A 25438-nucleotide genomic window follows, 5' to 3' on the forward strand; every position below is an offset into this window, starting at 1 on the left:
CCTCGAAGGCGGTCCGGGAAGGCTGCACGGCCTCAGCGGGAGAGACGCTGGCAGGCGTCAGCTGTTCCTTGGCGCGGCGGCATGCGGCGAGCAGCCGGGACTGCGAGCCGATCCGCGCGGTGCCGGCCAGGTCGGCGCTGGTGGCGTCGGAGGCACCCGCGCGCACGTAATCGAGGATGAGTTGATCGATCGCGTCGCCGGAGAAGTCGGTGTAGTGCACCGAGGGACCGATCTGCTGAACGTTCGCTCCGGCGTTGAACAGAGTGACGCTGGTGCCGCTGGCGCCGAAGTCGCACAAGGCGACGACGCCCTGGGCCGGGAATCCCGGTCGGCCGCGCAGCGTGGCCAGCGCGGCCGTGGCGTCGGAAATCAGGGCCGGCGCCACCCCGCCGCGCGTCAGATCCCGCTGGGCGAAGAATTCCTCGCGCAGCGCGGTGATCTGCGCCTCGGACCAGTAAGCGGGGACCGCGACCGTGACCGGTGTGCCGTAGCCGACCGTGCGTGCCATGGCTTCGATCGCTTCGACCGTCAGCACCTCACCGAGGTACTTCGTCCCGTCGGCCGCCACCAACGGGGCCCGGTCGCCGACCCGCTCGACGAATCCGCGCAGCACCAGCCCGGATTCGGTCAGGTTCGGGTTTTCTTCCGGCAGCCCGATTTCAGTCGGCCGGTGCTCGAACAGCGTCAGCACGGCACTGCGGGCCACCGGGGCACGGCCCTCGCGGGCCGCAACCAGGTTGGCCGCCCCGATCGACAACCCGAGCGACTCGCTCATATCGCACACCCCATTCCAGCGAGTCTATGAGTGCGGCGTTATCGCTGGGCAGCCACGGCAGCTGTGGGAAAGCGCCGAGCCGGTAAATCTGCAGACAAAGTGCGACTTAGGTTCAAGGGGTGGTTGCAACACTTCGTAGGTAGGGGTGTTGATGACAGGCTCGACGAACCGGGCCGGACAGGTGGTTATCCGATGCCGGGCGGCAGCGTGATCACCGTCGGCACCTCGGGAATGGTGATCACGGACGGCAGCGACGGCAGATGGTGCCGATGCGTGGGCTGCGGTTGGTTGGGCTGACGCGTCTGCTGCTGGGTCGGCCGCTGGGCCGGCGGCTCGACCGCGCTGCTGGTGGGCGGCGGCACGGACGACTCGGTGGTGGTGGGCGGCGCGGACGACTCGGTGGTGGTCACGGTCGTCGGTGTGGTGCTGCTCGTGGTGCTCGGGGTGTGGCTGGTGCCCTGGCCGCCCTGAATCAGCTCCATGAGCCCGTAGACGATCAGCGCGAGCAGAATCGCGACGGCGATCACCCACGCGATGACCCCCAGGGGCCGCCGATACCAGGGGGTGGGCTCGGGTTCCTGGTCGAACGGATCGATCGCCTCGGGTGACTCCGGCTGATCCGGCGGGATGTCAGCAGGAGGCGGCGATCCACCCGGCCTCGGCGGACCGCTCGGGCCGCCGTAGTTCGCAAACTGCGTCCGCTGGTTGTGGAAGTCGTCCTGCGGGCCGTTGGGTGCCACGGCACCGATGGTACTGACACCGCCTTTCCGGCCAGTTCAGCAGCGGCGCGGCGTGTTCAGTCGGCGCCGGCCGGCGCGGTCACCGATGCCCGCGTGCCACCGCCGACCGCCGACGTGAGCTTCATCGATCCACCCATCGCCTCGACGCGAACCGCCAGCGAGGCGAGTCCGATGTGCCCTTCGGCGACGCATCGATCCAGGATGGCCGGATCGAAACCCACCCCGTCGTCGACCACGCTGAGCGTGATGGCGTCGCCGGTCGTGGCGAGGCTTACCCGCACGGTGCCGGCCTGCGCGTGCTTGTAGGCGTTGGCGAGCAGTTCGCGGGCCGCCCGGTACAGCAGGGACTGTGACCGGGGCCGGTCGACCTCTTCGAGATCGGCCTCGACGGCGAAGCTCCCGCGGAGTTCGTAGGAGCGCAGCAGCTCACGCAGCGCGGCGGTCAGACCGACTTCGGTGAGCACCTGGGGATGTAGTGCGGTGACGGTGCTGCGCAGCCGGGTCGCCGTCTCCTGTATCGCCTGGTATGCGGCGTCGAGTCCCGGATCGGTATGCCGTTCGCGGACCTCGTCGAGTTCGAGCCGCGCCGCCAGCAGATCCTGCAGCGGCCCGTCGTGCAGGTGCTCGGCCAGCGCCCGGGCATTGCGCTCGTCGGCGCGCATCGCCTCCGACACCAGCGTGCGGCGCATCTCGAGCAGTGCCGCCACACGCGCCGCGGCGCGCGTCAGGAAATAACACAGCGCCGTCATCGCGGCCGCCAGCCATAGCAGCAAACCGAAATGGGTGTACACCAGGCTCGGCAGCTCGACCGTGTCGTCGCGCTTGGAGTACACGATCCACACTCCGAGATACCCGACGGCGGTGCAGATCCCCACGGCGGCGGCCAGCGCCGGCCGGTCCTGAAACGCCACCGAAATGGGCAGCAGGAAGAACACCGGCAGCAACGCCACGGTCGCGCCGCCCGAGACCACGCACAGCGCCACCACGGTCAGCACGTCGATGCCCGTCGACGCCCAGCCCGCCCACGCCGGCACCGGGCCGCGCAGCACCACCACCACCCACACCAGTGCGGCGACGCTATAGGTCCCGAGGATCACCGCGTAGGCCAACGGCAACCAGTGCTCGACCTCCCACACCGAGACCAGCAAGACGATCAGACCGATCAGCGGCAAGCGCAGGAACGCCGACAAGCGGACGGGCTCGGCCGCCACGAAGTCGACCATTCGAGCCAGCGGGCGGCCCATGCTATTCGAGCAGCCCGCGCCGCATCGCGGCCGCGACGGCCGCGGCGCGATCNGGTGGGCGCGGCGCTGGTGGTGGTCGGCGCCGCGCTGGTGGTGGTGGTGGGCGCCGGCGTCGTCGTGGTGGGCGCCTGGCTGGTGGTCGTGTCTGGCGGCTGTGTCGACGGCTGCGGCGGGGGCGGGACCACCGTGACGGTGGTGGTGCCGTTCGGCGCCGTGATCGTCTCTGTTTGCGACGTTTGCGGTGGCGCCGGTTCGTTGGGGGGGATGGTGTTGACGGGGTTCGTCTTGTCGTGGCCCAGGGTCAGCGCCAACACGACCGCGAGAAGCACGGCGGCGGCCGCGCCGACGACGCTCAACACCAGCGCCGTGCGCTTGTACCACGGCAGCGAAGCGGGCACGGCGGCGTAGCGGTCGCTGTCCGGATCGCCGGATCCCGTTGGCTCCCGGCCATATTCGCCAGTCATGTCGGGTCCCGNGCCGGGGCCTCGCCGCGGCGGCGGATCTCGCCCGCCAGGCCGGCGGCAAGGGCCGGCGGGACCACGTCTTGGCCCCGAGCGCAGTCCAGCACGCCCTGCACGATCTCGCTTTTCGTCGATTCCTTGGGCAGGAACCCGGCGGCGCCCTCCGCCAGGGCGTGGAAGACGATCTCCGACTCGTCGTGCGCCGACAGCAGCAACACCCGCGTCGGCAGGTCATCAGACCGCACCGCGGCGGCGACCTTGGCGCCGTCCATTCCGGGCATCCGGTAGTCGAGCAGGGCGACGTGCGGCAGATGGGTCTTGATCAGCGCCAAGGCGGCGACGCCGTCGTCGGCTTCGGCGACGACGTCCACTTCGCCGCTCGACGTCAGCGCGCGCACCACCCCATCGCGGAACAGCGGGTGATCGTCGCCGACGACCACCCGCACTTTCTCGGTCGTTGCCCGGCCGACCATGCCGCTCAGTGTCACACAGAGGTTGCCGCCGTTTCCCCCAATCGGGGGACGCGAGATTCATCCTGCGCTCCGACCGGTCGGCGGACAGACAGCGGTGAGCCGTCCAGGGATAGTCATTGCCCGGGGGTGGAACCCGGCAGAAGGATCGACGTGTCCAACATCAGGGATGTAACCACCGTTTCCGTCGTTAGGGTGCCCGAGGCGCGCCTGGAATGGGTGTCCAAGGCGCTGTGTCGCACCGCCGATCCCGAAGAGCTCTTCGTCCGCGGAGCCGCGCAGCGCAAGGCCGCCGCCATTTGCCGGCACTGCCCGGTCGTCGCTGAGTGCCTCGCCGACGCGCTCGACAACCAGATGGAATTCGGCGTGTGGGGCGGCATGACCGAGCGCCAGCGGCGGGCGTTGCTCAAGCAGCACCCCGAGGTGGGCTCCTGGTCCGAGTTCCTCACACGGCGCAAGCGCCGCAGGACGGGCTAAGCGGTCAGCCCGAGCTCCTGGTCGATCTGCGGCCAGTATTGGGGACCGTCCAACGTGAGGATGATCCAGTCGTGGATCTGGCCGTTGGCCAACACGAAGTTGAACGGGGCGCCCGCCAGCGCGGCGTTGTGCTGGAGGACGAGCACGTCGGGCGACAGTGAATCCAGGTTGCCCGAGTAGACATACGTCGGCGGGAGTCCGGTGAGTGACCCGTACAGCGGGCTCACTTCGGGGTTGGTCACCGGTAGGCCGCCCGCCCACTCCCTGCCGATCACTTGGCCGGGACCCACCGGCAGCAGCGGATCCTGGACGAACGCGATGTTCGGGTTGCTGAACGTGACGTCCAGCCACGGGGACAGCAGGACCATCGACGACGGCACGGGCGCGAGCGGGTTCTGCGTCAGGGTGTACTCCTCGGCCGCCAGCGCGAGGTTGCCGCCCGCGGAGTCACCGATCACGCTGACGTGCGGCGCCCCGTGCGCGACGATCTGCGAGTTGATGAAGCCGGCCATGTTGGGCACCACCGTGCCGGCGGTGCCGCCCTGTTGCAGCAACGGGTAGATCGGCACCTCGATGGTCGCGCCGGTTTGGTAGGCCATCACCGTGTAGTCGAGCCAGTGGAAGATCGACGGCGCGAAGATGAACGCGCCGCCGTGAATGGCGACCACGTAGTCGCCGTCGGGATGAGCGGGCGTGATCTGGACGACGGGCATCCCGTTGTACGTGGTGTGCTGCACCGTTTCTCCGAGCAGCAACGGCAACAACTTTGGCGGGGTGTTGCTGAGACCTATCCCCAGGAGGGGATTGTTGCCGGTAAACAGCTGCAGGAGGGGGGAACTCGGCGATTCGATGTAGTTCTGCAGTCCGGAGAAGGCCAGGAACGGTTTGACCGGGTACAGCGCGGCTTCCTCCAATCTGGTTATCAGCGAGGGCCCGCCGGTGAAAGTCCCCGTCTGCGTTGCCGAGAAGGGCGGGGCGGCCGGCGCGCCGAAGATCGTGCCGACGACCGTGTTGGCCACGTTGTTGAAGCCGCCCTCGAGGGCCTGGGCGAATTCCCCGGGCAGATTTTCCAGCGCCAGTTCCCAGTTGCCCAGCTGCGCGACCGTCGCCGACGCGCTGGCGTGATAACCGCCCATCGCGGCGACGTCCTGGGCCCACATCCGCTCGTATTCGGCCTCGGCGGCCGCGATGGCCGGGGCGTTTTGCCCGAACAGGTTCGAGATCACCAGCGACACCAGCTGGCCGCGATTGGCCGTGATCGATCCGGGGTCGACGATCGTCGCCAGCGCGGCCTCAAAGGCGCTGGCCGCCGCGCGCGCCTGGGCCGCTGACTCTTCGGCTCGCGCTGCCGCCCCGCCCAGCCAGTCCACATATCCGGCGGCCGCGGTCGTCATGGACGCCGACGAAGGGCCCTGCCAGGCCTGGCCGGCCAGGTCCGAGGTGACGGCGCTGAACGCGTTGGCCGCGGCGCTCAACTCAGTGCGGATCCCGTCCCAGGCCGCCGCCGCCTCCAGCATCGGCCCCGGGCCCGGCCCGTCGAGCAGCAGCAGGGAATTGAGCTCGGGCGGCAACACCGAAAAGTTCATCGCTGCTCCTTCTCGATCGGACCTTCAGCAGCCCTTGCAGACCGTACATCTGATCTGCCCACGCACCGAGGGAAATGACATCACGACCGGTCGGCCGAGAGATTCTCCCGCCTCGAAGATAGACAAGATACGGCGGTCTCAAACTTCGTCTCGGCATCACCAAGGCCCCTGGTGGACCGTCGAATCGGCTGTCTGGCGATTAGCGGCGGCAACCGCTGTGGGTGGCAGGTAGCGCGGGCCACCCGATGGCCGGGACGAAGTCGACCAATGTTCGAGGTGGGGGCGCTTCGTGCGAAGTCCCGGGAGCGCGTCGGCGGCTGCCCAGCCCGTAAGCTGGAACTCCCCGAGAGAGGTGCCGGCGATGCCCGCTTACGATCTTGCCGCGTTGTGGGAGGCTCACTGTCGGTACGAGTTTGAAACTCGGGAGGTGGACGCCACCATGTCCACGATGGTGGCGGAACCCTACGTCAACCACATCCCCACCATGACGGGTGGCGTCGGCTTCGAGCGCTTGCGACATTTTTACGCGCACCATTTCATCGGGGTGAATCCTCCCGACTTCGAACTCGTTCCCGTCAGCCGCACGGTCGGGGAGAGTTCCGTTGTCGATGAGTTCATCGTCCGTTTCACGCACACCACCCGGATGGACTGGATGCTGCCCGGCATTGAGCCCACCGGCCGCGCAGTCGAGATTCCGACAGTGGCCGTTGTGCAATTTCAGGAAGACAAACTCGCGCATGAGCACATCTACTGGGACCAAGCCAGCGTGCTCGTCCAACTCGGCCTGCTGGATCCCGACGGCCTTCCCATCGCCGGAGCCGAGACCGCCCGCAAGGTGCTTGACGCTTCCCTGCCCAGCAACAGGCTGATGACTCCGTCCGGTACCGCTGGACCAGGTCCGGTGTGAAACAGACGAGATCTGAGGGTCTCGAACTATGACTCGTGGCGAGCGGCTTTGTCTTCCAGCTGCGAGGTCAAGCCGAAATTCTCGACGAGCGCTAGCAAATCCCCCGCCGAGACCACATAAGCAGGGCGTTCACTCGGCCAAGCCACCCCGCCGCGCCACGCAAATCGCAATTGCGACCCGGCCGACTCGAGACATCCGATGGTCAGTGGTTGCACGCCCGGAACGCGCACCAGCAGGCCGGGCGTCGCGGGGTAGGTGTAGGTGCTGCCGTCGCCGCTCGTGACACCGTCGGGCTGAAAGGTTGCCGCTGTCGCGGTCACGTCGGCGCGCGAGGCAGAGGCACTGAGCGCGTCGGTGTTCGGGTCGATCACCCGCACCGCGTCGTTGTCCACGTCAAGGACCAGGCTCGGTTTGGAGAGCGATCGCTGAAGTCGGAGTTGTTTTCGGAATGCGAACGACCCCATCTGTTCGGCCAGCGCGGGATTGGGAAACAGCAGACACCGAGTCGCTTCCCCGGGTGCGGGTCCGCGCACATCCACCCCACCCCGGCGGCCGCCCACGGCGAGAAGCTCATCGAAATCTGCGACCCACAACCAGGCATCGACGGACTGGACGGGCGGCGCGTCGAGCCGTGTTGTCGGAGCGATGCGACGATCTCTTCCGCCGAGAACAAACCGGTGCGAGCCACGTTGCAGGTGAAGGGCGACGCCCATGTTCACCCACGGGCCCAGCTGTGCGTCATCGAAGGAGAAAACGTCCCGCCGCTGATTGACGGTCAGGCCCTCGCTCGTGACGCCAATGAGGACCTTTCGTCGCGAACGCCACCACACGTAGGCGGTCCCCGCCACACCGAAAATCGACAGCGCCACCAGCCCCGCGACGGCGATCAGGAAGCCCTGGCTGCGCCGGGTGACGGCCGACGCGACGACCACCAAGATCAATGCGAACATCGCCGCTTGCACGGCGTACCGCCCCTTTCCCGTAGCGAACGCGGTCATTTGGGCGGACATGGGCGAGGAGGATGCCACGAATTGGCGCGACGCGGGCGATCCGTCGTTGAGGCTCATCCCAAAAGTGTCGGGCACCGTGCCACTACCGATCCCAATGTCGCGCCCATCGTCAGCTGACGCGTTCCCGCTTTCGGGCGCTCAGAACGTGTTGACCTTCTCGACGCTGACGAACATGCCGTGGCCGGTGTGGTCGTTGGTGAAGCGGGTGCCGTCTTCGGTCGCGTTGATCGTCCAGCCCTGCGCCGCGTAGGTCTTGTAGTCGATGGTGACCGTCGGGATGGCCCCGAGGTTGCCCAGCACCCACTGCACGTTGCCGCCGGAGCTGATGCTCACGCCGTTGGCGTGCTCGCCGTCCTGCAGCGGGGAGTTGGTGAACGGCGCCTCACAACCGACGGTCTCCTTGTTGATCTGGCAGCGCGTGACGCCGGACTTGGTCTCGATGAAGACGTAGCCGTTGTGGTCCGGCGGGAGCGGGATGGCGCCAACCGGTGGCGTGGTCGGGGCCGCCGGCCCGGTCGGGCCCGGCGGTGGGGCCGCGGTTGCGCTGGGGGCCGGCGTCGTGATGCTCGGCCGCGGGGTGGGGAAGGTGGGCTCGACCGGGCCGGCCCCCGGCGCGGCGACCGGCTTGCCCGCGATGGTGGAGGTGCAGCCGTCAATCAGCGCGGGACTGGCCAGCACGGGGACGAGCAGCAGCGAGCCTCCGGCCAGACTCCGCCGCACTTTCTGCGATAACTGCACCCGCCGCTCCCGAAATTCTCAGATTCAGCGCTCAGAGTACGCAAGGAGCGGCGAAAGGCACTGCAAGGCGGGCCGTATCGATGCCGAGCCGATGGCGCAGGTTTATCGCTGCGTGACCGACCCGAGCTCGGCGGCCCGATGCGCGGCCGCGACGATGCCCTGATAACCCGTGCAGCGGCAGAAGTTGCCGGACAGGCCCTCGCGGATCTCGTCGTCGGTGGGGTTCGGGTTATCACGCAGCAACGCCGTCAGCGACGTCACGAAACCCGGCGTGCAGAAGCCGCATTGCAGCCCGTGGCACTCACGCAGCGCCGCCTGCACCGGCGACAGGGTGCCGTCCGGCGACGCGATGCCCTCGACCGTCGTCACCTCCTGGCCGTCGGCCTGGACCGCGAACATCAGGCATGAGCGGACCGCATCGCCGTCCACGAGCACGGTGCAGGCGCCGCACGCCCCGTGCTCGCAGCCGAGGTGGGTGCCGGTAAGCCCGCACCTGTCGCGCAGGAAGTCCGCCAGCGTCATGCGCGGTTCGACGCTGTCGGTGATGTCAGTCCCGTTCACCGACAACCGGATCGGTTGCTCATGCATTGGCTGCTCCCGCGGGTGCTTCGTCGACGGCTTCATGAACGGCCTCGCTCCACGCGCGCGCGACCATGGTGGCGCCCACCTGGGTGCGGTACGACGCCGACCCCTGCAGGTCGGTCGGGACGTCATCGAGGTCCGTCATCGCCGTGCGGCCGATCTCCTCGGCCACCAGCTCTCCGACCGGCCTCCCGACGACCGTGGCCTCGGCCGCCGTCGCGCGCCTGACCGTGGAGCCCAGGCCCAGCAGCCCGATCCCGCACCGGGACACCCGGTCGGCGTCGTCGAGCTGGACCGCGACCAGCGCGCCGGCGATCGCGAAATCGCCGTGGCGGCGCGCGAATTCGTGCACCGAGAAGCCCGACCGGCCGTTCCGCACGGGGAACCGCACACCCGTCAGCACCTCGTCGGAGTCCATCGTGGTTTCCCACAGGCCGGCGAAGAAGTCGGCGGCGGCGATCTCCCGCCGCCCGCGCGGCGACAGCACCTCCATCACCGCTTCCAGCGCCAGCGCGGCCGCCGGGTATTCGCCCGCGGCGTCGGCGTGCGCGATCGACCCGCCCAGGGTGCCGCGGTTGCGGATCTGGAAGTGCCCGACGAACGGCGTGACCCGCGTCAGCAACGGAACCGCATGGCGCACTTGGTCGTCGGCGCCCACCGTGGCCTCCGTGGTGCCCGCACCGATCCACAGCTCTTGGCCCCTGCGCTCGATGCCCCGCAGCTCGGCCAGCCGGGAGATGTCGATGAGGTGGTCGAAGTAGGCCAGCCGCATCGCCAGCATGGGGACCAGGCTCTGGCCGCCGGCGATGATCTTCGCGTCATCGCCCAGCTCGGACAGCAGCGCGACGGCGTCGTCGATGGTGTCGGGGCGGTGGTACTCGAACGAGGCGGGTTTCACCGGGCCGCCTCGCCCAGCAGCGCCGCGATCGAGGCCGGGCTGGCGGGCAACCGGGTGATCGCCACGCCCAGCGGCGCCAGCGCGTCGTTGATGGCGTTGATCACCGCGGGCACCGATCCGATGGCCCCGCCCTCGCCGGCGCCCTTGTAGCCGCCGGGCCCGGGCCCGGGGATCTCGACGTGGCCGAATTCGATCGGCGGGACCTCGGTGGCCGTCGGCAGCAGGTAGTCGACGAACGTCGTTGCCAGCGGGTTGCCGTCGTCGTCGTAGGCGAGGTCCTCCATGAGCGCGCCGCCGATGCCCTGCACCGTGCCGCCGGCGATCTGGCCCTCCACGATGGCCGGGTTGATCATCGGCCCGACGTCCTCGCTGACGATGTAGCGCAGCAGCGTGACCTTGCCGGTGGCCACGTCCACCTCGCAGGTGCACGCGTGGGTCGCGTTGGACCACAGGATGGGCGCCTTGGCGACGTAGCGGGCGCTGGCCTCCAGCTCGGGCGACATCCCGGGCGGCAGCGCCTGCGGCGAGTAATGGGCGACGTAGGCCAGCTCGCCGAAGCTCACCTGCCTGGACGGGTCGTCGCGCACCGCCGCGGTCGAATGCGCCAGCACCACTTCGGTTTCGGCCACCTTGAGGTGGTGGGCTGCCAGCGCCACGAGCTTGCCGCGCAGGATCGTTCCGGCCTCCTCGACGGCGCCGGCGGTCATCGGGCCACTGCGGCTGCCCTGCGTCCCCGCGCCGTACGGCGTGATCGCGGTGTCGCCCTGGATGGTGGCGACGTCGTCGATGTCGGCGCCCAGCGCGTCGGCGGTCAGCTGAATCACGGTGGTTTCCAGGCTGTTTCCGCTCGAGCCGCCGTTCACGTAGACGTTGATCTTGCCGGTCGGTTCCATCCGCATGGTGCAACCCTCGGTGGCCAGGTGGCCCGTCGCCGCCCCGGTCGGCTCGATGTAGGCCGAGAATCCCAGGCCCAGGTAGCGGCCCTGCGCCAGCGCCTCGCGCTGCTCCTTGCGAAACCCTTCGTGGTCAAGGATTTTCACCGCCTGCTCGAACGTCTCGCTCGGGGCGACGTGGTCATACGGCATGCCGTTGGGATTGAAGTACGGCATCTCGTCGCGGCGCAACAGGTTGCGACGGCGCAACTCGACCGGGTCGAGGTTCATCTTCCGCGCGGCGATGTCGAGCAGGACTTCGCGCGCCAGCGTCTCGTACTGCCACGGCCCGCGGTAGGCGGCCAGGCCGCTGGTGTTGGTGAAGACCGTCTTGTAGTTGAAGCTGGCCTTGGGCACCCGGTAGGGGCCCGGGAAGAACATGCCGATGGCGGCGGTGGTCAGCACCGGGTAGGGCGTCGGGTAGGCGCCGATGTCCTGGACGAAGTCGATGTCGGCGGCCAGGATGTTGCCGTCGTCGTCGAACGCCATCCGGCCGGTGCCGTCGACGTGGCGGGCCTGGCCGGCCGACATCAGATTTTCGCGCCGGTCCTCGATCCACTTGAGCGCCGCGGGCACCTTGCGGGCGGCCAGCATGATGCACATGTCCTCGCGCATCGGGACGACCTTCTGGCCGAAGCCGCCGCCGGTGTCGCGCATGATGACCCGAACCCGTTGCGCCGCAATGCCCAACAACCGCGCGCAAAAGGCCCGCAGCTCGTGCGGGGTCTGCGTGGACGCCCACAGGGTGAGCTCCTCGGAGGCTGCGGACCACTCGACGACCAGCCCGCGGGTCTCGATCGGCACCGGTGCGTAAATCTGTTGGTAGATGTTCTCTTTCACGACGCACGGCGCCGACGCGAACGTCTCTTCGTCGGGTGGCGCGCCGCCCATTCCGCCCGCGACGTTGTTCGGGTAGGTCTCGTGGACCAGCACATCGGCGGCCTGCGCCCGGGTGAAGTCGGTGATCGCGGGCAGCGGCTCGTAGTCGACGTCGACCAGCTCCAGCGCGTCCTCGGCGACATNAGTCGGCGGCGGCGATCTCCCGCCGCCCGCGCGGCGACAGCACCTCCATCACCGCTTCCAGCGCCAGCGCGGCCGCCGGGTATTCGCCCGCGGCGTCGGCGTGCGCGATCGACCCGCCCAGGGTGCCGCGGTTGCGGATCTGGAAGTGCCCGACGAACGGCGTGACCCGCGTCAGCAACGGAACCGCATGGCGCACTTGGTCGTCGGCGCCCACCGTGGCCTCCGTGGTGCCCGCACCGATCCACAGCTCTTGGCCCCTGCGCTCGATGCCCCGCAGCTCGGCCAGCCGGGAGATGTCGATGAGGTGGTCGAAGTAGGCCAGCCGCATCGCCAGCATGGGGACCAGGCTCTGGCCGCCGGCGATGATCTTCGCGTCATCGCCCAGCTCGGACAGCAGCGCGACGGCGTCGTCGATGGTGTCGGGNGGGGACTACCTGCGCGACAGGCCGGACGTGGAGAACGTCGAGTGCGGCGACCTCGCCGGCGGTCAGGACATCGACGAACCCTGAGCGGGTGAGGCCGGCACGTCGTCTTCGGCGGCCGCGCTCACCCGATGGCGGACCAGGAACAAACCGCCGATGAGCGCGGGGACGCCGACGACCGTCGCCCCGATCAGGTAAGGCCCCTGCACCTTGTCGAAGTACATCAGGATCACGACGCCGACCAGGAAGGCCAGCGTCAGATAGCCGCTGTACGGGGACAGCGGCATCCGGAAACTCGGCCGTTGTACCCTCCCGGCCTTTGCCAGCCGGTAGAACTGCAGCTGGCTCGCCACGATCGTCCCCCAGGCGAACACGATGCCCACCGCCGCGATGTGCAGCACGATTTCGAAGGCCTGGCTCGGCTTGACGGCGTTGAGCACGATGCCCAGCAAACCCACCGCGCTGGTGAGCAGGATCCCGCGGTAAGGCACGCCCCGTTTCGACATCGGCGCGGTGAACTTCGGGCCGCTGCCGTTGATCGCCATCGACCGCAGGATGCGCCCCGTCGAATACAGTCCCGCGTTCAGGCTCGACAGCGCGGCGGTGAGGACCACCACGTTCATCACGCTGCCCGCCCCGCTGACACCGGCTTTGGAGAAGAACGTCACGAACGGGCTGACGTTGGCCTTGTAGGCGGTGTAGGGCAGCAGCAGGCCCAGCAGGACGGTGGACCCGATGTAGAACACCGCGATGCGGAACACCACCGAGTTGATCGCGCGCGGCATGACCTTCTCCGGGTTGGCCGTTTCCCCGGCCGCGATGCCGACGAGTTCGATTGCGGCGTAGGCGAACACCACCCCCGAGGTGACGAGCACCAGCGGCAGTACCCCGGTCGGTACCAGCCCGCCGTGAGTGTTCCACAGGCCCGTGCCGGTGTCGTGACCGTCGATCTTGAACCGCCCGACCAGAAACACCGCGCCGACGACGAGGAACGTCACCAGCGCCAGCACCTTGATCAACGAGGCCCAGAATTCCAGCTCACCGAAGGCCCTGACCGAGATCAGGTTCATGCACAGCACCAGCAGCAGCGCGAACAACGCGATGGTCCACTGCGGAATGTCGTGGAAGGCGTTCCAGTAATGGCAGTAGTGTGCGATCGCGGTGGTGTCCACGATCCCGGTCATCGACCAGTTGAGGACATACATCCAGCCGGCGACGAAAGCCAGCTTCTCCCCGAAGAATTCGCGGGAGTACGACACGAACGATCCCGTCGAGGGGCGGTGCAGCACCAGCTCGCCGAGCGCGCGCAGGATCAGGAAGACGAAGAAACCGCAGACCCCGTAAACCAGAAACAGCCCCGGCCCCGCGGAGGCGAGCCGCCCGCCGGCGCCGAGGAAAAGGCCGGTTCCGATGGCGCCGCCGAGGGCGATCATCTGGATTTGGCGGTTTTTGAGGCTCTTGTGATAGCCCTCGTCTTCGCGTGCGAGCCGCGCGGCGGCGCTGTCTGGCTCTGGCATCGAGCTCCTGCCGTGGTGGCTGCGGGACAGCTCAGGCTATCCCATGCGTGCGGCACCCGCTCGGCGGCAGCAAACCGGTATCTACAGGCGCAGCAACCGTTCGGCGTTGCCGTGGCTGATGCGCGCCCGATCGTCGTCACCGAGCGCCAGGCCGTCGAGGAACGCGCGGGCGGCGAGCATCGACCCGAACGGGTAATCGGCCGAAAAGCACACTCTCCCAAGGCCGACTTGCGCGACCAGGTTGGCGTAGGTCGCCTCGTCGTTGAAGTTGGCGAAGGTGTAGTTCACGTTGCGCCGCAGATAGGTGCTGACCGGGTGCCGCAGACCGGTCAGCTCCGGTTTCAGCGTCGCGTCGAACCGCGGCAACATGAACGACGTCGCCTCCCCCATGTGCCCGATGATCAACTGCAGCTCGGGGTAGCGGTCGAACACGCCACCAAGGATCAGCCTCAGCACGTGTGTGGCGGTGTTGATGTGCCACCCCCAGCCCACCGTGGCCAGCGCGAACGTGACCTCCGGGGAAAACCCCGCGTAGCTCGACTCGATGACGGCCGGCGGCGGGATGGTCGGGTGCAGGTAGATCGGGACGCGCAGCTCGGCCGCCCGCGACAGGACGGGATCGAAGAACCGGTCGTCCAGATAGCGCCCCTTGCTGTGCCCGTTGATCGCGGCGCCGACGAAGCCGTGCCCGCGCACCACCCGCTGGAGCTCCTCGGCGGCCGCCGCGGGCGCGCTGATGGGCAACGCGGCAAAGCCGGCCAGCCGATCCGGATACCGCCCGCACGCCGCGGCGAGCTCGTCGTTGCATTCGCGGGCGAGCCGTTCGGCCTCCGGGCCCTCCAGCTGTTCGACGCCCGGTGCGGCCAGCGACAGCACAGCCACGTCGACGCCCGCCTCGTCCATCGCCGCGATGCGGCCGTCGCCAAGATCGCCGATCGGTTCGACGATGCCCGCGCGCGACGCCAGCCAGCGACCCGGCCCCGTCAGGAATTCGGTTGTGGCGTAATGCTCTTCGAGGGCTATCGTCCGCATCAACCCGCCAGCACCCTGGCGGCTGCGCTCCAGTACGACAGCTCGTCGCGATTGGCGGCCAGCCGAATCGTCTTCGTGTAGCCGTACTCGGCCAGCGTCTCCTGGGCGTGCTCGCGCCCGAACCCGCTGTGGCCGACCCCGCCGAAACCGGTGCCGATCGAAATGCGGTGATAGTTGTTGACGAAGACGGCGCCGGCCCGGATCCGCCGGCTCACCCGCAGCGCCCGATCGCCGTCCTGGGTGAACACCGCCGCAACCAGGCCGAACGGCGTGGCGTTGGCGATGCGCACCGCCTCGTCCTCGTCGGTGAACGGCATCAGGGTGACCACCGGGCCGAAGATCTCGTCGCGGGCCACCCGCATGGCGGGCGTCACGTCCGTCAGCACGGTCGGTGGAACGTAGAAGCCGTCGGCCAGTCGGGGATCGTCGGGCAGCGGGGCCTGGGCCGCGATGCGGGCGCCTTCGGCCACGCCGATCCGCAGGTAGTCCAGGACCTGCTTTTGCTGTTTGCGGGTGACCAAGGGCCCGACGTCGGTGGCGGGGTCGGCGCCGTCGCCCACCCGCAGCCGGCTCACCGCGGCGCACAATTTCGCCTCGAATTCCGCATACACGCTCTCCTGCACCAGGATTCGCGACGCCGCGGTGCAGGCCTCGCCCTGGTTGAAAAAGCCGCCGTCGACGGCGGCCAGCAACGCCTCGTGCCGGTTGGCGTCGTCGAAGACCACCAGCGGGTTCTTGCCGCCGAGTTCCATCAGCGCCGGGGTGAGGTTGCCCGCCGCGGTCCGCAGCACCGCCGCGCCCGTCCGCGGCGACCCCGTGAAGGAAACCTTGCCCACCATTCGGTGCCCGGCCAGCGCGGCGCCCACCTCGCCCTTGCCGGGCACGGCCTGCACGACACGGTCCGGCAGGACCGACTGGATCAGTTCGACCATCCGCAACACCACCGACGGCGTCTGCTCCGGCGGCTTGAGCACGACCGCGTTGCCGACGGCCAATGCCGGCGCGACCTTCCCGGCGGTGTGGATGGGCGGCCAGTTGAACGGCACGATGCACGCGATCACCCCGTACGGCTCCAGCGTGGTCACGTCCAGCACCGGGCCGTAGTCGCGGGCCTGGCTGGGCAGCGCCTCCACCAAGCCGCCGAAGTACTCGAAGATCGCGATGGCGGCTTCCACATCGAAATTGCGCGCCTGGGTGATCGGCTTGCCCATTTCCAGGGTCTCCAGGGCGGCGATCTCGTCGGCGTGGGCGCGCAGGACCTCGGCGATCTGCCGCAGGTAGCGGCCGCGTTCGCGGGCCGGGCGCTGCTTCCAGTTCAGGTGCGCGGCGTGGGCGCGGCGGACGGCCTGGTCCACCTCCTCGGGCCCGGCCCCCTGGACGACGGCGACCGTCTGGCCGGTCGCCGGGTTTTCGACGACGAATTGGTCGTCGGTGGAAGCCGACGACCAGCGGGTCCGAGTCCGCCTGAGACTGGGAGCTTGCAAATTCATAAAGCGCACCGTCCGGTTGAGGGGATTGGATCGACGCGAGCCAATTGCGAACGTTAAATTGACCCAACTGTCGGACGCCAACGAAAATTTCTGATGGAAGCCATCACCGGCGGTGATAATTGCCCGGTGGAGCTTCGCCAGTTGGACTATTTCCTGGCTGTCGCGGACACCCTCAGCTTCACCCGCGCCGCCAAGAGGCTGCACGTCGTCCAATCCGGGGTGTCCGCGACCATCAAGGCGCTCGAACGCGAGCTCGGCGCGGACCTGTTCGTCCGCGGCCCGGCGGGGGTGACGCTCACCCCGGCGGGACAGGAGCTGGCACCCCACGCCCGCGCGACCATCGAGGCCGCCCGCGCGGCCAAGGAGGCCGTCGCCGCCACGGTCGGGGCCGTCCGCGGCACCGTCCGGCTGGGGACGCTGATGTCGATCAACAACATCGACCTGCCGACGCTGCTGGCCGACCTGTACGCCCGGCATCCCGACGTGTTGGTCCAGGTCCGCTTCGCCCGGGCCGGCTCCGCGGGCCTGGCGCAGCAACTGCGCGACGGCAACCTCGACGTTGCCCTGCTCGTCTTGCCCGACGGGCCGCCGGCCGACCTGCACACCCGCCTTGTCGCCGCGTTCGAGCTGCTGTTGGTCGTCCCGGTGAGTCACCCGCTGGCGGGGCGGGAATCGGTGCCCCTGGCCGAGCTGGCCGGGATGTCGTTCGTCGACGGGCCGCCGGGATACGGCAACCGGGCGGTGGTCGACCGCGCCTTCGCCACCGCGGGGGTGCCGCGCATGGTCGCGCTCGAGGTCGCCGATATCGGCACCACCGCGAGCCACATCCGCAACGGCATAGGAATCGGATTTCTCAGCCGGTTCATCCTCGACGAGATCGGCGATTCCGGTCTGGCGACGGTCCGCATCTCCGATCACGACATCTGCTGGCGGCTCTACGTCGCGATGTCGGCGCTCCGCCCGGCCAGCGCGGCGACCCGCGCGGTGTTCTCGCTGATCGAGGAGATGATCCCGGAGCCCGGCGCGCCGAGTGTGCGCTGACGGCGTTTGAGTGTGTGCCCGGCCGTATCAGGTGCTCCGTGGCGCGCGAGTCAGCCAGGACTGCCAACGTGGTCGTCGAGCCAGTCGAGAATGACCCCCAGCGATAGGCCCAAGTTCCCTATCTGGCAATGGTTTTGAGCGCTCTCGGCGCGGGTGAACACGCGTGCCGTCACCGATCGAGCGTTCGTCAGGGTCTTGATCCGTGCACCCAGCTGGGCGAGGGGGACGTAGTGATCCTCCGCTCCGGCCATCAGTAACACGTCTTGGGTGACGCGGGAAGAGACGTCATCGGTGCGCATGGTGCGCACCGCGGCCAGCGCCTCGGCCGGGGTGTGGACGCCGAAGACCGCTTCGGCGTTCCCGATGCCCCAATCGGCCAGCAGGTTGCGGCGGCGCGCCCGGTTTATCAATCTGTCCACCACGGCCGCGGGCAGTCGGCCGGCGTTGACCACCAGCGCTTTTTGCGGCGCGGCCAACCGGTAGGCGAAGCAGGCGGTGAAGTCGGTGAGAACGTCGTCGGCGATGACTCGTTTCACCCGCGGCTCCCAAGCCGCGGCCCGCATGACCAGGCAGCCGCCCAGCGAAAAACCCATCAGGGTCACATCGTCGACCCCGAAGTGGTCAAGCACTGCGCCAACCGGCCTGTGCCATTCGGCGGTCATCGGGAGCCCCGCGTCCAACGCCGCCCCCTGGCCGGGCCCGTCGAACGCCACGACGTCCAGCCCCGCGTGGCGCAGCGCCAGCAGCATCGGCAGCCATTCCTCGATGTAGCTGTCGAAGCCGCCGAAGACGACGATCACCCCGCGCGGCGAAGCGGGGGACAATCGGTAGGCCGACAGGGTTGTCCCCTCGTAGGCCACCGCGTGATGTTGGTCGGGAGCCACGCCGAACTGCGTCAGCACGGTGTCCAGGAAGGTTTGGCGGGCGCCGCGGCGGCGCGGGTCACCCGCCGGCATGAAGAATTCAGCGGCACGGATCAGGTATGCGCCGGCCAGCATGCGGCCCTGCTCGAGCGCCCGCTCGCCGAGGTCGAGCAGCTGACGAATCCATTCGTCGTAAGTGGTCAGCCCTGGGGCGACCCGGCGCAGGTCAGCGAGCATCTGTGGTTCGCCGACCCAGTTCCAGAACCGGTTCAGCTGAAAATTCAGCGTGACGTCCGGATGGAGGTCGTAATACCCGACCGGGAACACGGCGCCGTCGGCCATAAAGACCCTTTTACCGTAGGAATTGCCTGCAAACGAGGGCTTCCGGGTGGAACCCAGGCCGTCGGCGCGCACTCGGCGGATCACCCCGGGAACAAGACGCCCCCGCCCTCCGTTAGGATGATCGACAAGTTGAGTGAATCAGACTCAACCCTGGGTTGACACCGGGGAGCCCGTAGGGGCAGTCTTGAGCGGGGTTCACTCAGCATAGTGGCACCACAAATGCTCTACACACTCAGGAGGAATCACTATGGCTCGTGCGGTCGGCATCGACCTCGGGACCACCAACTCCGTCGTCGCAGTTCTCGAGGGCGGTGACCCCGTTGTCGTCGCCAACTCCGAGGGCTCGCGGACGACTCCATCCATCGTCGCGTTCGCGCGCAACGGTGAAGTGCTGGTAGGCCAGCCCGCGAAGAACCAGGCGGTGACCAACGTCGACCGCACTGTGCGGTCGGTCAAGCGGCACATGGGCACCGATTGGTCCATCGAGATCGACGGCAAGAAGTACACCGCGCAGGAGATCAGCGCCCGCGTGCTGATGAAGCTGAAGCGCGACGCGGAGGCCTACCTCGGTGAGGACATCACCGACGCGGTCATCACCGTGCCCGCCTACTTCAACGACGCCCAGCGTCAGGCGACCAAGGAAGCCGGCCAGATCGCCGGCCTCAACGTGCTGCGGATCGTCAACGAGCCGACCGCCGCGGCGTTGGCCTACGGCCTGGACAAGGGCGAGAAGGAACAGACCATCCTGGTCTTCGACCTGGGCGGCGGCACGTTCGACGTCTCGCTGCTCGAGATCGGCGAGGGTGTCGTCGAGGTCCGCGCCACCAGCGGTGACAACCACCTTGGTGGCGACGACTGGGACGACCGGGTCGTCGAGTGGCTGGTCGACAAGTTCAAGGGCACCAGCGGCATCGACCTGACCAAGGACAAGATGGCGATGCAGCGGCTGCGTGAGGCGGCCGAGAAGGCCAAGATCGAGCTCTCGAGTTCGCAGAGCACCTCGATCAACCTGCCCTACATCACCGTCGACGCGGACAAGAACCCGCTGTTCCTCGACGAGCAGCTGACCCGCGCCGAATTCCAGCGCATCACGCAGGATCTGCTGGACCGCACCCGTCAGCCCTTCCAGTCGGTGATCAAGGACGCCGGTATTTCCGTCTCCGAGATCGACCACGTGGTGCTCGTGGGTGGTTCCACCCGGATGCCCGCGGTCTCCGAACTGGTCAAGGAGATGACCGGCGGCAAGGAGCCCAACAAGGGCGTCAACCCCGACGAAGTCGTGGCCGTGGGTGCCGCGCTGCAGGCCGGTGTGTTGAAGGGTGAGGTGAAAGACGTTCTGCTGCTTGACGTTACGCCGCTGAGCCTCGGTATCGAGACCAAGGGTGGCGTGATGACCAAGCTCATCGAGCGCAACACCACGATCCCCACCAAGCGGTCGGAGACCTTCACCACGGCCGACGACAACCAGCCGTCGGTGCAGATCCAGGTCTATCAGGGTGAGCGCGAGATCGCCTCGCACAACAAGCTGCTCGGCTCCTTCGAGCTGACCGGCATCCCGCCGGCCCCGCGCGGCGTGCCCCAGATCGAGGTCACCTTCGACATCGACGCCAACGGCATCGTGCATGTCACGGCCAAGGACAAGGGCACCGGCAAGGAGAACACGATCAAGATCCAGGAGGGCTCCGGCCTGTCCAAGGAGGAGATCGACCGGATGATCAAGGACGCCGAGGCGCACGCCGAGGAGGACCGCCAGCGGCGCGAGGAGGCCGACATCCGCAACCAGGCCGAGACGCTGGTCTACCAGACGGAGAAGTTCGTCGCCGAACAGCGTGGCGCCGAGGGCGGTTCGAAGGTTCCCGAGGACACGCTGAACAAGGTGGATGCCGCGGTGGCCGAGGCCAAGTCGGCGCTGGGCGGCACCGACATCTCCGCGATCAAGGCGGCGATGGAGAAGCTCGGCCAGGAGTCCCAGGCGCTCGGCCAAGCGATCTACGAGGCCACCCAGGCCGCCGGCGGCCAGGCCGGCGGTGCCGAGGCCGGCGGTCCCCAGGGTGGCTCGGCCGATGACGTCGTGGACGCGGAGGTGGTCGACGACGACCGGGAGGCCAAGTGAGCGAGGGAAACCCGGAGCAGGTGACGGTCACCGATAAGCGGCGAATCGATCCCGAGACCGGCGAAGTACGGCACGTCTCTCCCGGCCCCGAAAGTGGGGTGCCGGGAGGGACGGCGCCGGCCGGTAAGGGTGAGAGTGTCGACAAGATCGCCGAGCTGACGGCCGATCTGCAACGGGTGCAGGCCGACTTCACCAACTACCGCAAGCGGGCGCTGCGCGACCAGCAAGCCGCCGCGGACCGGGCCAAGGCCGCCGTCGTCAGCCAATTGCTGGGCGTGCTCGACGATCTCGAGCGGGCGCGCAAGCACGGCGACCTGGAATCCGGCCCGCTGAAGTCGGTGGCCGACAAGCTGGACAGCGCGCTGACGGGCTTGGGCCTGACGGCGTTCGGCGAGGAGGGCGAGGACTTCGACCCCGTGCTGCACGAGGCCGTGCAGCACGAGGGCGACGGCGCCGACGGCTCCAAGCCGGTGATCGGCACCGTCATGCGCCAGGGCTACAAGCTGGGCGACCAGGTGCTGCGGCACGCTCTGGTCGGGGTCGTCGACACAATCCCAGACACCGTTGCGGCTGACGGTGAAGAAACCGTCTCCCCCGAAACGCAACAGTCCGACACGGGCCATGACGCCGACGGCTCCGGTGATTAAGCACGACAATCAAATACGACAAATAGATAGAGAAAGGTGAGGGGGTGACGCGGCATGGCCCAGCGTGAATGGGTCGAAAAGGACTTCTATAAGGAGCTGGGCGTCTCCTCTGACGCCAGCCCGGAAGAGATCAAGCGCGCCTACCGCAAGCTGGCGCGCGACCTGCATCCGGATGCGAACCCCGACAACCCCGCCGCCGGCGAACGATTCAAGGCGGTGTCGGAGGCGCACAACGTGTTGTCGGATCCGGCCAAGCGCAAGGAGTACGACGAAACCCGCCGCCTGTTCGCGGGCGGCGGTTTCGGCGGGCGCCGGTTCGACGGTGGCAGCGGCTTCAGCTTCAACGTCGGCGGCGACGGCGCGGAGTTCAACCTCAGCGACCTGTTCGACGCCGCCGGCCGAAGCGGTGGCGCCAACATCGGCGACCTGTTCGGTGGCTTGTTCGGACGCGGCGCCGGTCCCCGCCCCAGCCGGCCGCGGCGCGGCAACGACCTGGAGACCGAGACCGAGCTCGACTTCGTCGAGGCGGCCAAGGGCGTGGCGATGCCGCTGCGGCTGACCAGCCCCGCGCCGTGCACCAATTGCCATGGCAGCGGCGCGCGCCCGGGCACCAGCCCGAAGGTGTGTCCCAGCTGTAACGGCTCGGGCGTGATCAACCGCAACCAGGGCGCGTTCGGCTTCTCCGAACCCTGCACCGATTGCCGGGGCAGCGGCTCGATCATCGAGCACCCGTGCGACGAGTGCAAAGGCACCGGCGTGACCACCCGCACCCGCACCATCAACGTGAGGATCCCGCCCGGTGTCGAGGACGGGCAACGGATCCGGTTGCCCGGGCAGGGCGAGGCCGGGCTGCGCGGGGCGCCGTCGGGCGACCTGTACGTGACCGTGCACGTGCGCCCGGACAAGGTGTTCGGCCGCGACGGCGACGACCTCACCGTGACCGTTCCCGTCAGTTTCACCGAATTGGCTTTGGGTTCAACGCTTTCGGTTCCCACGCTGGACGGCAAGGTCGGCGTCCGGGTGCCCAAGGGCACCGCCGACGGACGCATCCTGCGGGTGCGCGGACGCGGCGTGCCCAAGCGTGGGGGCGGCAACGGCGACCTGCTCGTCACGGTGAAGGTGGCCGTGCCGCCGAACGTGGAGGGCGCCGCCCAGGAGGCGCTGGAGGCCTACGCCGAGGCCGAGCGGTCCAGCGGTTTCAATCCGCGCGCCGGATGGGCGGGTAACCGCTGATGGCCAGAGGCTCGAGGGACCCCAAGGAGGAGGCCCGGACCTTCCTGATCTCGGTGGCCGCCGAGCTGGCCGGCATGCACGCGCAGACGCTGCGCACCTACGACCGCCTCGGGCTGGTCAGCCCGAGGCGGACGTCCGGTGGGGGACGCCGCTATTCGGAGCACGATGTCAACCTCCTGCGTGAGGTGCAGCGGCTGTCGCAGGACGAGGGCGTCAACCTGGCCGGCATCAAGCGCATCATCGAGCTGACCAACCACGTGGAAGCCCTGCAGGCGCGCGTGAAGGAGCTGACCGAGGAGCTGGCGCAGGTGCGCGCCGGCCAGCGCCGCGACCTGGTCGTGGCGCCCAAGAGCACCGCCGTGGTGGTGTGGCAGCCGCGCAAGGGCGGAACCCGCGCCTGATCAGACGCGGATCGAAAACACCGCCGCCGCAGGCTCGCCCGGACGTGCGCACCGGTAGCCGCCGCGGCGCAGCGCGTCGGTGGGCGCGGTCATCGGCTCGAAGCACACCACCTCTTCGGCGAGCGGTGCGAAGATCTGCGCCGCCGGATAGCCCCGTTCAAAGTGCACCTCCAGGCGGCGGCCGCCGCCGGACACCGCGAACGCCGCGCCGTCGCTCACCTGGTCGTAGGCATCGTCAAAAGCCTTGCCGCCCAACGCTTCTTTCCTCGCCCGTTGTGGCTCCGACTTGCCGGTGGGCAGCCCCCTGTCGTCGAGCAGCAAATGCCGCAGCGGCGGGGTCTCGATGACCCACTCGTGGCGGGGCACGTCGGGCAGGCACAGGTAGGGATGGAAGCCGAAGCACAGCGGCACGGCGGTGTCGCCGGTCGCGGTGACCGTGGTGCCGACGGTCAGCGCCCGTTCGGCCAGCCGCACCGTCACCGCGAGCACGTGCGGATAGGGGAAACTTGCCAGCAACTTCGGGTCGGCGCCGAAATCGACTTCGGCGCTCAGTTCGTTCTCGGACTGCGCGGTGACCCGCCAGCCGGGGTAGGCGGCCAGGGTGCCGTGGATGGGCAGTCCGTTGGGGTCGGCGCGCACGCCGTTTTCGCCGCGCGTGAGCGTCACCGTCGTGTTCTGGGCCGTATAGCTGTTGGCGCCCAGCCGATTTGCCCACGGATACAGGATCGGAATGCCCATCGTCTTGCCGGCCTCGACGTAGGCCTGCAGGCCGCGGCGCTGGCCGAGTAGTTCGGTGCCAGAGTCGGTCAACGAGGTGCCGATCATGCCCGCCTCGGGCACGAACTGTGCTGCCACCGGCGAGGACGGGTCGGTCAGGGTGACGATCTGCATGGCTTACCTCGGTTCACCTGGACAGGGGATCGTGCTGAATGCGTTCGGGCGGAGCCCCTTTGGCGATCAGCGCGGCCTTGGTGGCGCGAACCATGTCGGGTCCGCCGCAGATCAGGATTTGCCGGTCGCCCCAGCCGCCGTACTTGGTGACGACGGCGGGCAGGCGGCCGGTCTGGTGCACGTGCAGCCCGCGTGGCGGCGTGGGGTCGGGGTAGTCGGCGGCCCATGAGGGGTCGCGGCCGTACTCCGAGACCGGCGTGACCGACAGCCACGGATTGTGCTGCGCGACCTGCCACAGCGTGGGCAGGTCGTAGAGCTCGCAGCGGTAGCGCGCGCCGAAGAAGAGGTGCACCCGTGGGTTCACCGCGTAGCGGCTCAGGTCCATGATCAGCGCCCGCAGCGGTGCCAGGCCGGTGCTGCCGGCGACCATCAGCACGTCCCCGCCGTCCCGGTCGACGCGCAGGCCCCCGTGCGGACTGGACAGCCGCCACCGATCGCCGGGCCGCGTTTCGTTGACGACCGCGGTGCTGACCAGGCCGCCGGGCACCTGACGGACGTGAAACTCGATCCCGCCGCCGGGATCGGCCGGGATCGCCGGGGACAGATAGCGCCACCGTCGCGGACACTGCGGAACGTGGGCGTTGACGTACTGGCCCGGGTAATAGTCCATCGGGTGGTCGAGCTGCAGCCGAACGACCGCGAGATCGCGCGAGACCCGCATGTGCTCGATGACCGTGCCGTCCCACCAGGCGGGCCCATCGTCGGCGTCGGCGGCCCCGCTCATCACCCCGGTGATCAGGTTGAGCGACTGGTTGGCGGCCTGCTCGACGGCATCGGTCCACGCGTCGCCGAGGTGGGTCCGCAGCGTGGCATACAGCGCGCGCCGCAGCGTGTCGTAGTGGCTTGGCAGCACCCCGAATTTGCGGTGATCACGCCCGAGCTGGGCGAGGAAGGCCACCGGCTCGGCGGCGCGCTGCTCCACCAGTTCCCCGTAGACCCAGCGCAGGGCGTGCGCGAAGGCGGCCCGCTGCGCGTCCATTTCGGGCGGAAACAGATCGCGCACCGAGACATCGAGGGCGAACCAGCGGGTATAGAACCGGCGGACCAGATCCTCCCCGGCGGCGTCGCGCAGCACCCGCAACGCATCCCGGTCTTCGAGGCTCACGGGCCCCGATTCTAGGCTCGGCGACGGCAGCGCTGCGTTGGTCGCTGTGAGTTGGCTGAAATCCGGGCGAGCTTGGTGAGAACGGCCGTTTCGCAGCGTGGATCGCGCATACGGTGCGGATGGAGATCGCGTCCTCGTGACGTGGTGGAGAGGTCACGCATGTCGTTTGTAATCGCGGCGCCCGAGCTTATGGACGCATTGGCAACGGATTTGGCGAACATCGGCTCGGCGGTCGGCGCGGCCAATGCGGCCGCGGCGGCCCAGACCACAACGCTGCTGGCGGCCGGCGGCGACGAGGTGTCGACAACCGTCGCCGCCGTGTTCGGCGCGCACGCCCAGGCGTATCAGGCGCTGAGCGCCGAGGCGGCGGCCTTCCACCAGGAATTCGTCCAGCTGCTCAACGGCGGGGCGGCATCGTATGCGCTGAGCGAGGCGGCC

General features: G+C 68.7%; 23 protein-coding genes and 3 pseudogenes. 9 read left to right on the plus strand and 17 right to left on the minus strand.

Translation table 11 applies throughout. From position 1 onward, the window contains the following. The 3 genes from BN4348_RS57570 to BN4348_RS57580 all read right to left on the minus strand — a co-directional run. On the minus strand, nt 1-775 hold a 775-nt coding region (locus BN4348_RS57570; RefSeq protein WP_160040629.1), incomplete at its 3' end, for an Hsp70 family protein. 185 nt (nt 776-960) lie between these two features. Continuing rightward, on the minus strand, nt 961-1515 hold the full coding sequence (locus tag BN4348_RS57575; protein WP_066917537.1) for a hypothetical protein: 555 nt from the start codon (nt 1513-1515) through the stop codon (nt 961-963). Nucleotides 1516-1571: 56 nt separating this feature from the next. Next, nucleotides 1572-2759, minus strand: coding sequence for a sensor histidine kinase (locus BN4348_RS57580; protein ID WP_066917538.1), 1188 nt, complete (start codon nt 2757-2759; stop codon nt 1572-1574). A 54-nt stretch (nt 2760-2813) separates the two neighbouring features. Between BN4348_RS57580 and BN4348_RS60235 the strand changes: the two genes are divergently transcribed. Beyond that, nucleotides 2814-3167, plus strand: a complete 354-nt coding sequence (locus BN4348_RS60235) for a hypothetical protein (RefSeq protein WP_066917539.1) — start codon at nt 2814-2816, stop codon at nt 3165-3167. Between the two features lie 82 nt (nt 3168-3249). Here the strand turns inward: BN4348_RS60235 and BN4348_RS57590 are convergent. Beyond that, nucleotides 3250-3693: pseudogene (locus BN4348_RS57590) on the minus strand (response regulator); the annotation flags it as partial. Nucleotides 3694-3843: 150 nt separating this feature from the next. On the opposite strand from BN4348_RS57590, the gene BN4348_RS57595 reads away from it, so the two are divergent. Next, the gene (locus BN4348_RS57595) at nt 3844-4167 is read left to right on the plus strand and encodes a WhiB family transcriptional regulator (RefSeq protein WP_308204273.1); all 324 of its coding nucleotides are present in this window, start codon (nt 3844-3846) and stop codon (nt 4165-4167) included. Here the strand turns inward: BN4348_RS57595 and lipY are convergent. Continuing rightward, the gene (gene lipY / locus BN4348_RS57600) at nt 4164-5753 is read right to left on the minus strand and encodes a triacylglycerol lipase LipY (protein ID WP_211145793.1); all 1590 of its coding nucleotides are present in this window, start codon (nt 5751-5753) and stop codon (nt 4164-4166) included. The two genes, BN4348_RS57595 and lipY, sit on opposite strands and share 4 nt — an antisense overlap. A 361-nt stretch (nt 5754-6114) precedes the next feature. Here lipY and BN4348_RS57605 point away from each other — a divergent pair, with 361 nt between their 5' ends. Then, nucleotides 6115-6660: an ester cyclase gene (locus tag BN4348_RS57605; protein WP_084454719.1), complete on the plus strand. Its 546-nt coding sequence runs from the start codon at nt 6115-6117 to the stop codon at nt 6658-6660. 26 nt (nt 6661-6686) lie between these two features. On the opposite strand, the gene BN4348_RS57610 is transcribed toward BN4348_RS57605, so the two are convergent. From BN4348_RS57610 to BN4348_RS57650, 9 genes and pseudogenes are all read right to left on the minus strand, one after another. Continuing rightward, entirely contained in the window at nt 6687-7622 is a 936-nt protein-coding gene (locus BN4348_RS57610) for a hypothetical protein (RefSeq protein ID WP_160040632.1), read from the minus strand. A 186-nt stretch (nt 7623-7808) separates the two neighbouring features. Beyond that, nucleotides 7809-8378: a hypothetical protein gene (locus BN4348_RS57615; RefSeq protein WP_407937933.1), complete on the minus strand. Its 570-nt coding sequence runs from the start codon at nt 8376-8378 to the stop codon at nt 7809-7811. A gap of 132 nt (nt 8379-8510) precedes the next feature. Further along, on the minus strand, nt 8511-8996 hold the full coding sequence (locus BN4348_RS57620; protein ID WP_066917542.1) for a (2Fe-2S)-binding protein: 486 nt from the start codon (nt 8994-8996) through the stop codon (nt 8511-8513). Continuing rightward, nucleotides 8989-9888 (minus strand): FAD binding domain-containing protein, encoded by a 900-nt coding sequence (locus tag BN4348_RS57625; protein WP_066917543.1) that lies wholly within the window; start codon nt 9886-9888, stop codon nt 8989-8991. The genes BN4348_RS57620 and BN4348_RS57625 overlap by 8 nt, the downstream gene beginning before the upstream one ends. Further along, nucleotides 9885-11840 (minus strand): annotated as a pseudogene (locus BN4348_RS57630) (xanthine dehydrogenase family protein molybdopterin-binding subunit); the annotation flags it as partial. The gene BN4348_RS57625 and the pseudogene BN4348_RS57630, both read right to left, overlap by 4 nt. A gap of 4 nt (nt 11841-11844) precedes the next feature. Then, nucleotides 11845-12258 (minus strand): annotated as a pseudogene (locus BN4348_RS57635) (FAD binding domain-containing protein); the annotation flags it as partial. A 72-nt stretch (nt 12259-12330) separates the two neighbouring features. Continuing rightward, nucleotides 12331-13782 carry an amino acid permease gene (locus BN4348_RS57640; protein WP_066917545.1) on the minus strand — a complete coding sequence of 484 codons (1452 nt, stop codon included), beginning with the start codon at nt 13780-13782 and terminating at the stop codon, nt 12331-12333. Between the two features lie 81 nt (nt 13783-13863). Beyond that, the gene (locus tag BN4348_RS57645) at nt 13864-14814 is read right to left on the minus strand and encodes an amidohydrolase family protein (RefSeq protein ID WP_066917546.1); all 951 of its coding nucleotides are present in this window, start codon (nt 14812-14814) and stop codon (nt 13864-13866) included. Further along, entirely contained in the window at nt 14814-16304 is a 1491-nt protein-coding gene (locus BN4348_RS57650; RefSeq protein ID WP_066917547.1) for an aldehyde dehydrogenase family protein, read from the minus strand. Before BN4348_RS57650 ends, BN4348_RS57645 begins: the two co-directional genes overlap by 1 nt. A 93-nt stretch (nt 16305-16397) precedes the next feature. On the opposite strand from BN4348_RS57650, the gene BN4348_RS57655 reads away from it, so the two are divergent. Next, complete coding sequence (locus BN4348_RS57655; RefSeq protein WP_235852837.1) at nt 16398-17345, plus strand: LysR family transcriptional regulator; 948 nt, start codon at nt 16398-16400, stop codon at nt 17343-17345. Nucleotides 17346-17395: 50 nt separating this feature from the next. On the opposite strand, the gene BN4348_RS57660 is transcribed toward BN4348_RS57655, so the two are convergent. Further along, nucleotides 17396-18550 carry an alpha/beta fold hydrolase gene (locus tag BN4348_RS57660; protein ID WP_066917548.1) on the minus strand — a complete coding sequence of 385 codons (1155 nt, stop codon included), beginning with the start codon at nt 18548-18550 and terminating at the stop codon, nt 17396-17398. Between the two features lie 247 nt (nt 18551-18797). Here BN4348_RS57660 and dnaK point away from each other — a divergent pair, with 247 nt between their 5' ends. Genes dnaK through BN4348_RS57680 form a run of 4 tightly spaced genes read left to right on the plus strand, consistent with a single transcriptional unit; the run spans nt 18798 to nt 22944 of the window. Continuing rightward, nucleotides 18798-20663 (plus strand): molecular chaperone DnaK, encoded by a 1866-nt coding sequence (gene dnaK / locus BN4348_RS57665; RefSeq protein ID WP_066917549.1) that lies wholly within the window; start codon nt 18798-18800, stop codon nt 20661-20663. Then, a complete protein-coding gene (grpE, locus tag BN4348_RS57670) occupies nt 20660-21310 on the plus strand; it encodes a nucleotide exchange factor GrpE (protein WP_066917550.1) in 651 nt (216 codons plus the stop codon). The genes dnaK and grpE overlap by 4 nt, the downstream gene beginning before the upstream one ends. 54 nt (nt 21311-21364) lie before the next feature. Further along, complete coding sequence (dnaJ, locus tag BN4348_RS57675; protein WP_066917551.1) at nt 21365-22543, plus strand: molecular chaperone DnaJ; 1179 nt, start codon at nt 21365-21367, stop codon at nt 22541-22543. Beyond that, nucleotides 22543-22944, plus strand: a complete 402-nt coding sequence (locus BN4348_RS57680) for a heat shock protein transcriptional repressor HspR (RefSeq protein WP_066917552.1) — start codon at nt 22543-22545, stop codon at nt 22942-22944. Before dnaJ ends, BN4348_RS57680 begins: the two co-directional genes overlap by 1 nt. On the opposite strand, the gene BN4348_RS57685 is transcribed toward BN4348_RS57680, so the two are convergent. Beyond that, the gene (locus BN4348_RS57685) at nt 22945-23835 is read right to left on the minus strand and encodes an aldose 1-epimerase (RefSeq protein WP_066917553.1); all 891 of its coding nucleotides are present in this window, start codon (nt 23833-23835) and stop codon (nt 22945-22947) included. Nucleotides 23836-23848: 13 nt separating this feature from the next. Beyond that, complete coding sequence (locus BN4348_RS57690) at nt 23849-25000, minus strand: FAD-binding oxidoreductase (protein ID WP_066917554.1); 1152 nt, start codon at nt 24998-25000, stop codon at nt 23849-23851. A gap of 159 nt (nt 25001-25159) precedes the next feature. On the opposite strand from BN4348_RS57690, the gene BN4348_RS57695 reads away from it, so the two are divergent. After that, nucleotides 25160-25438: PE family protein (locus tag BN4348_RS57695; protein WP_084454721.1), on the plus strand; the 279-nt coding region annotated here is incomplete at its 3' end.

Origin of the sequence: Mycobacterium interjectum (assembly GCF_900078675.2) — a bacterium.
Taxonomy (GTDB): domain Bacteria; phylum Actinomycetota; class Actinomycetes; order Mycobacteriales; family Mycobacteriaceae; genus Mycobacterium; species Mycobacterium interjectum.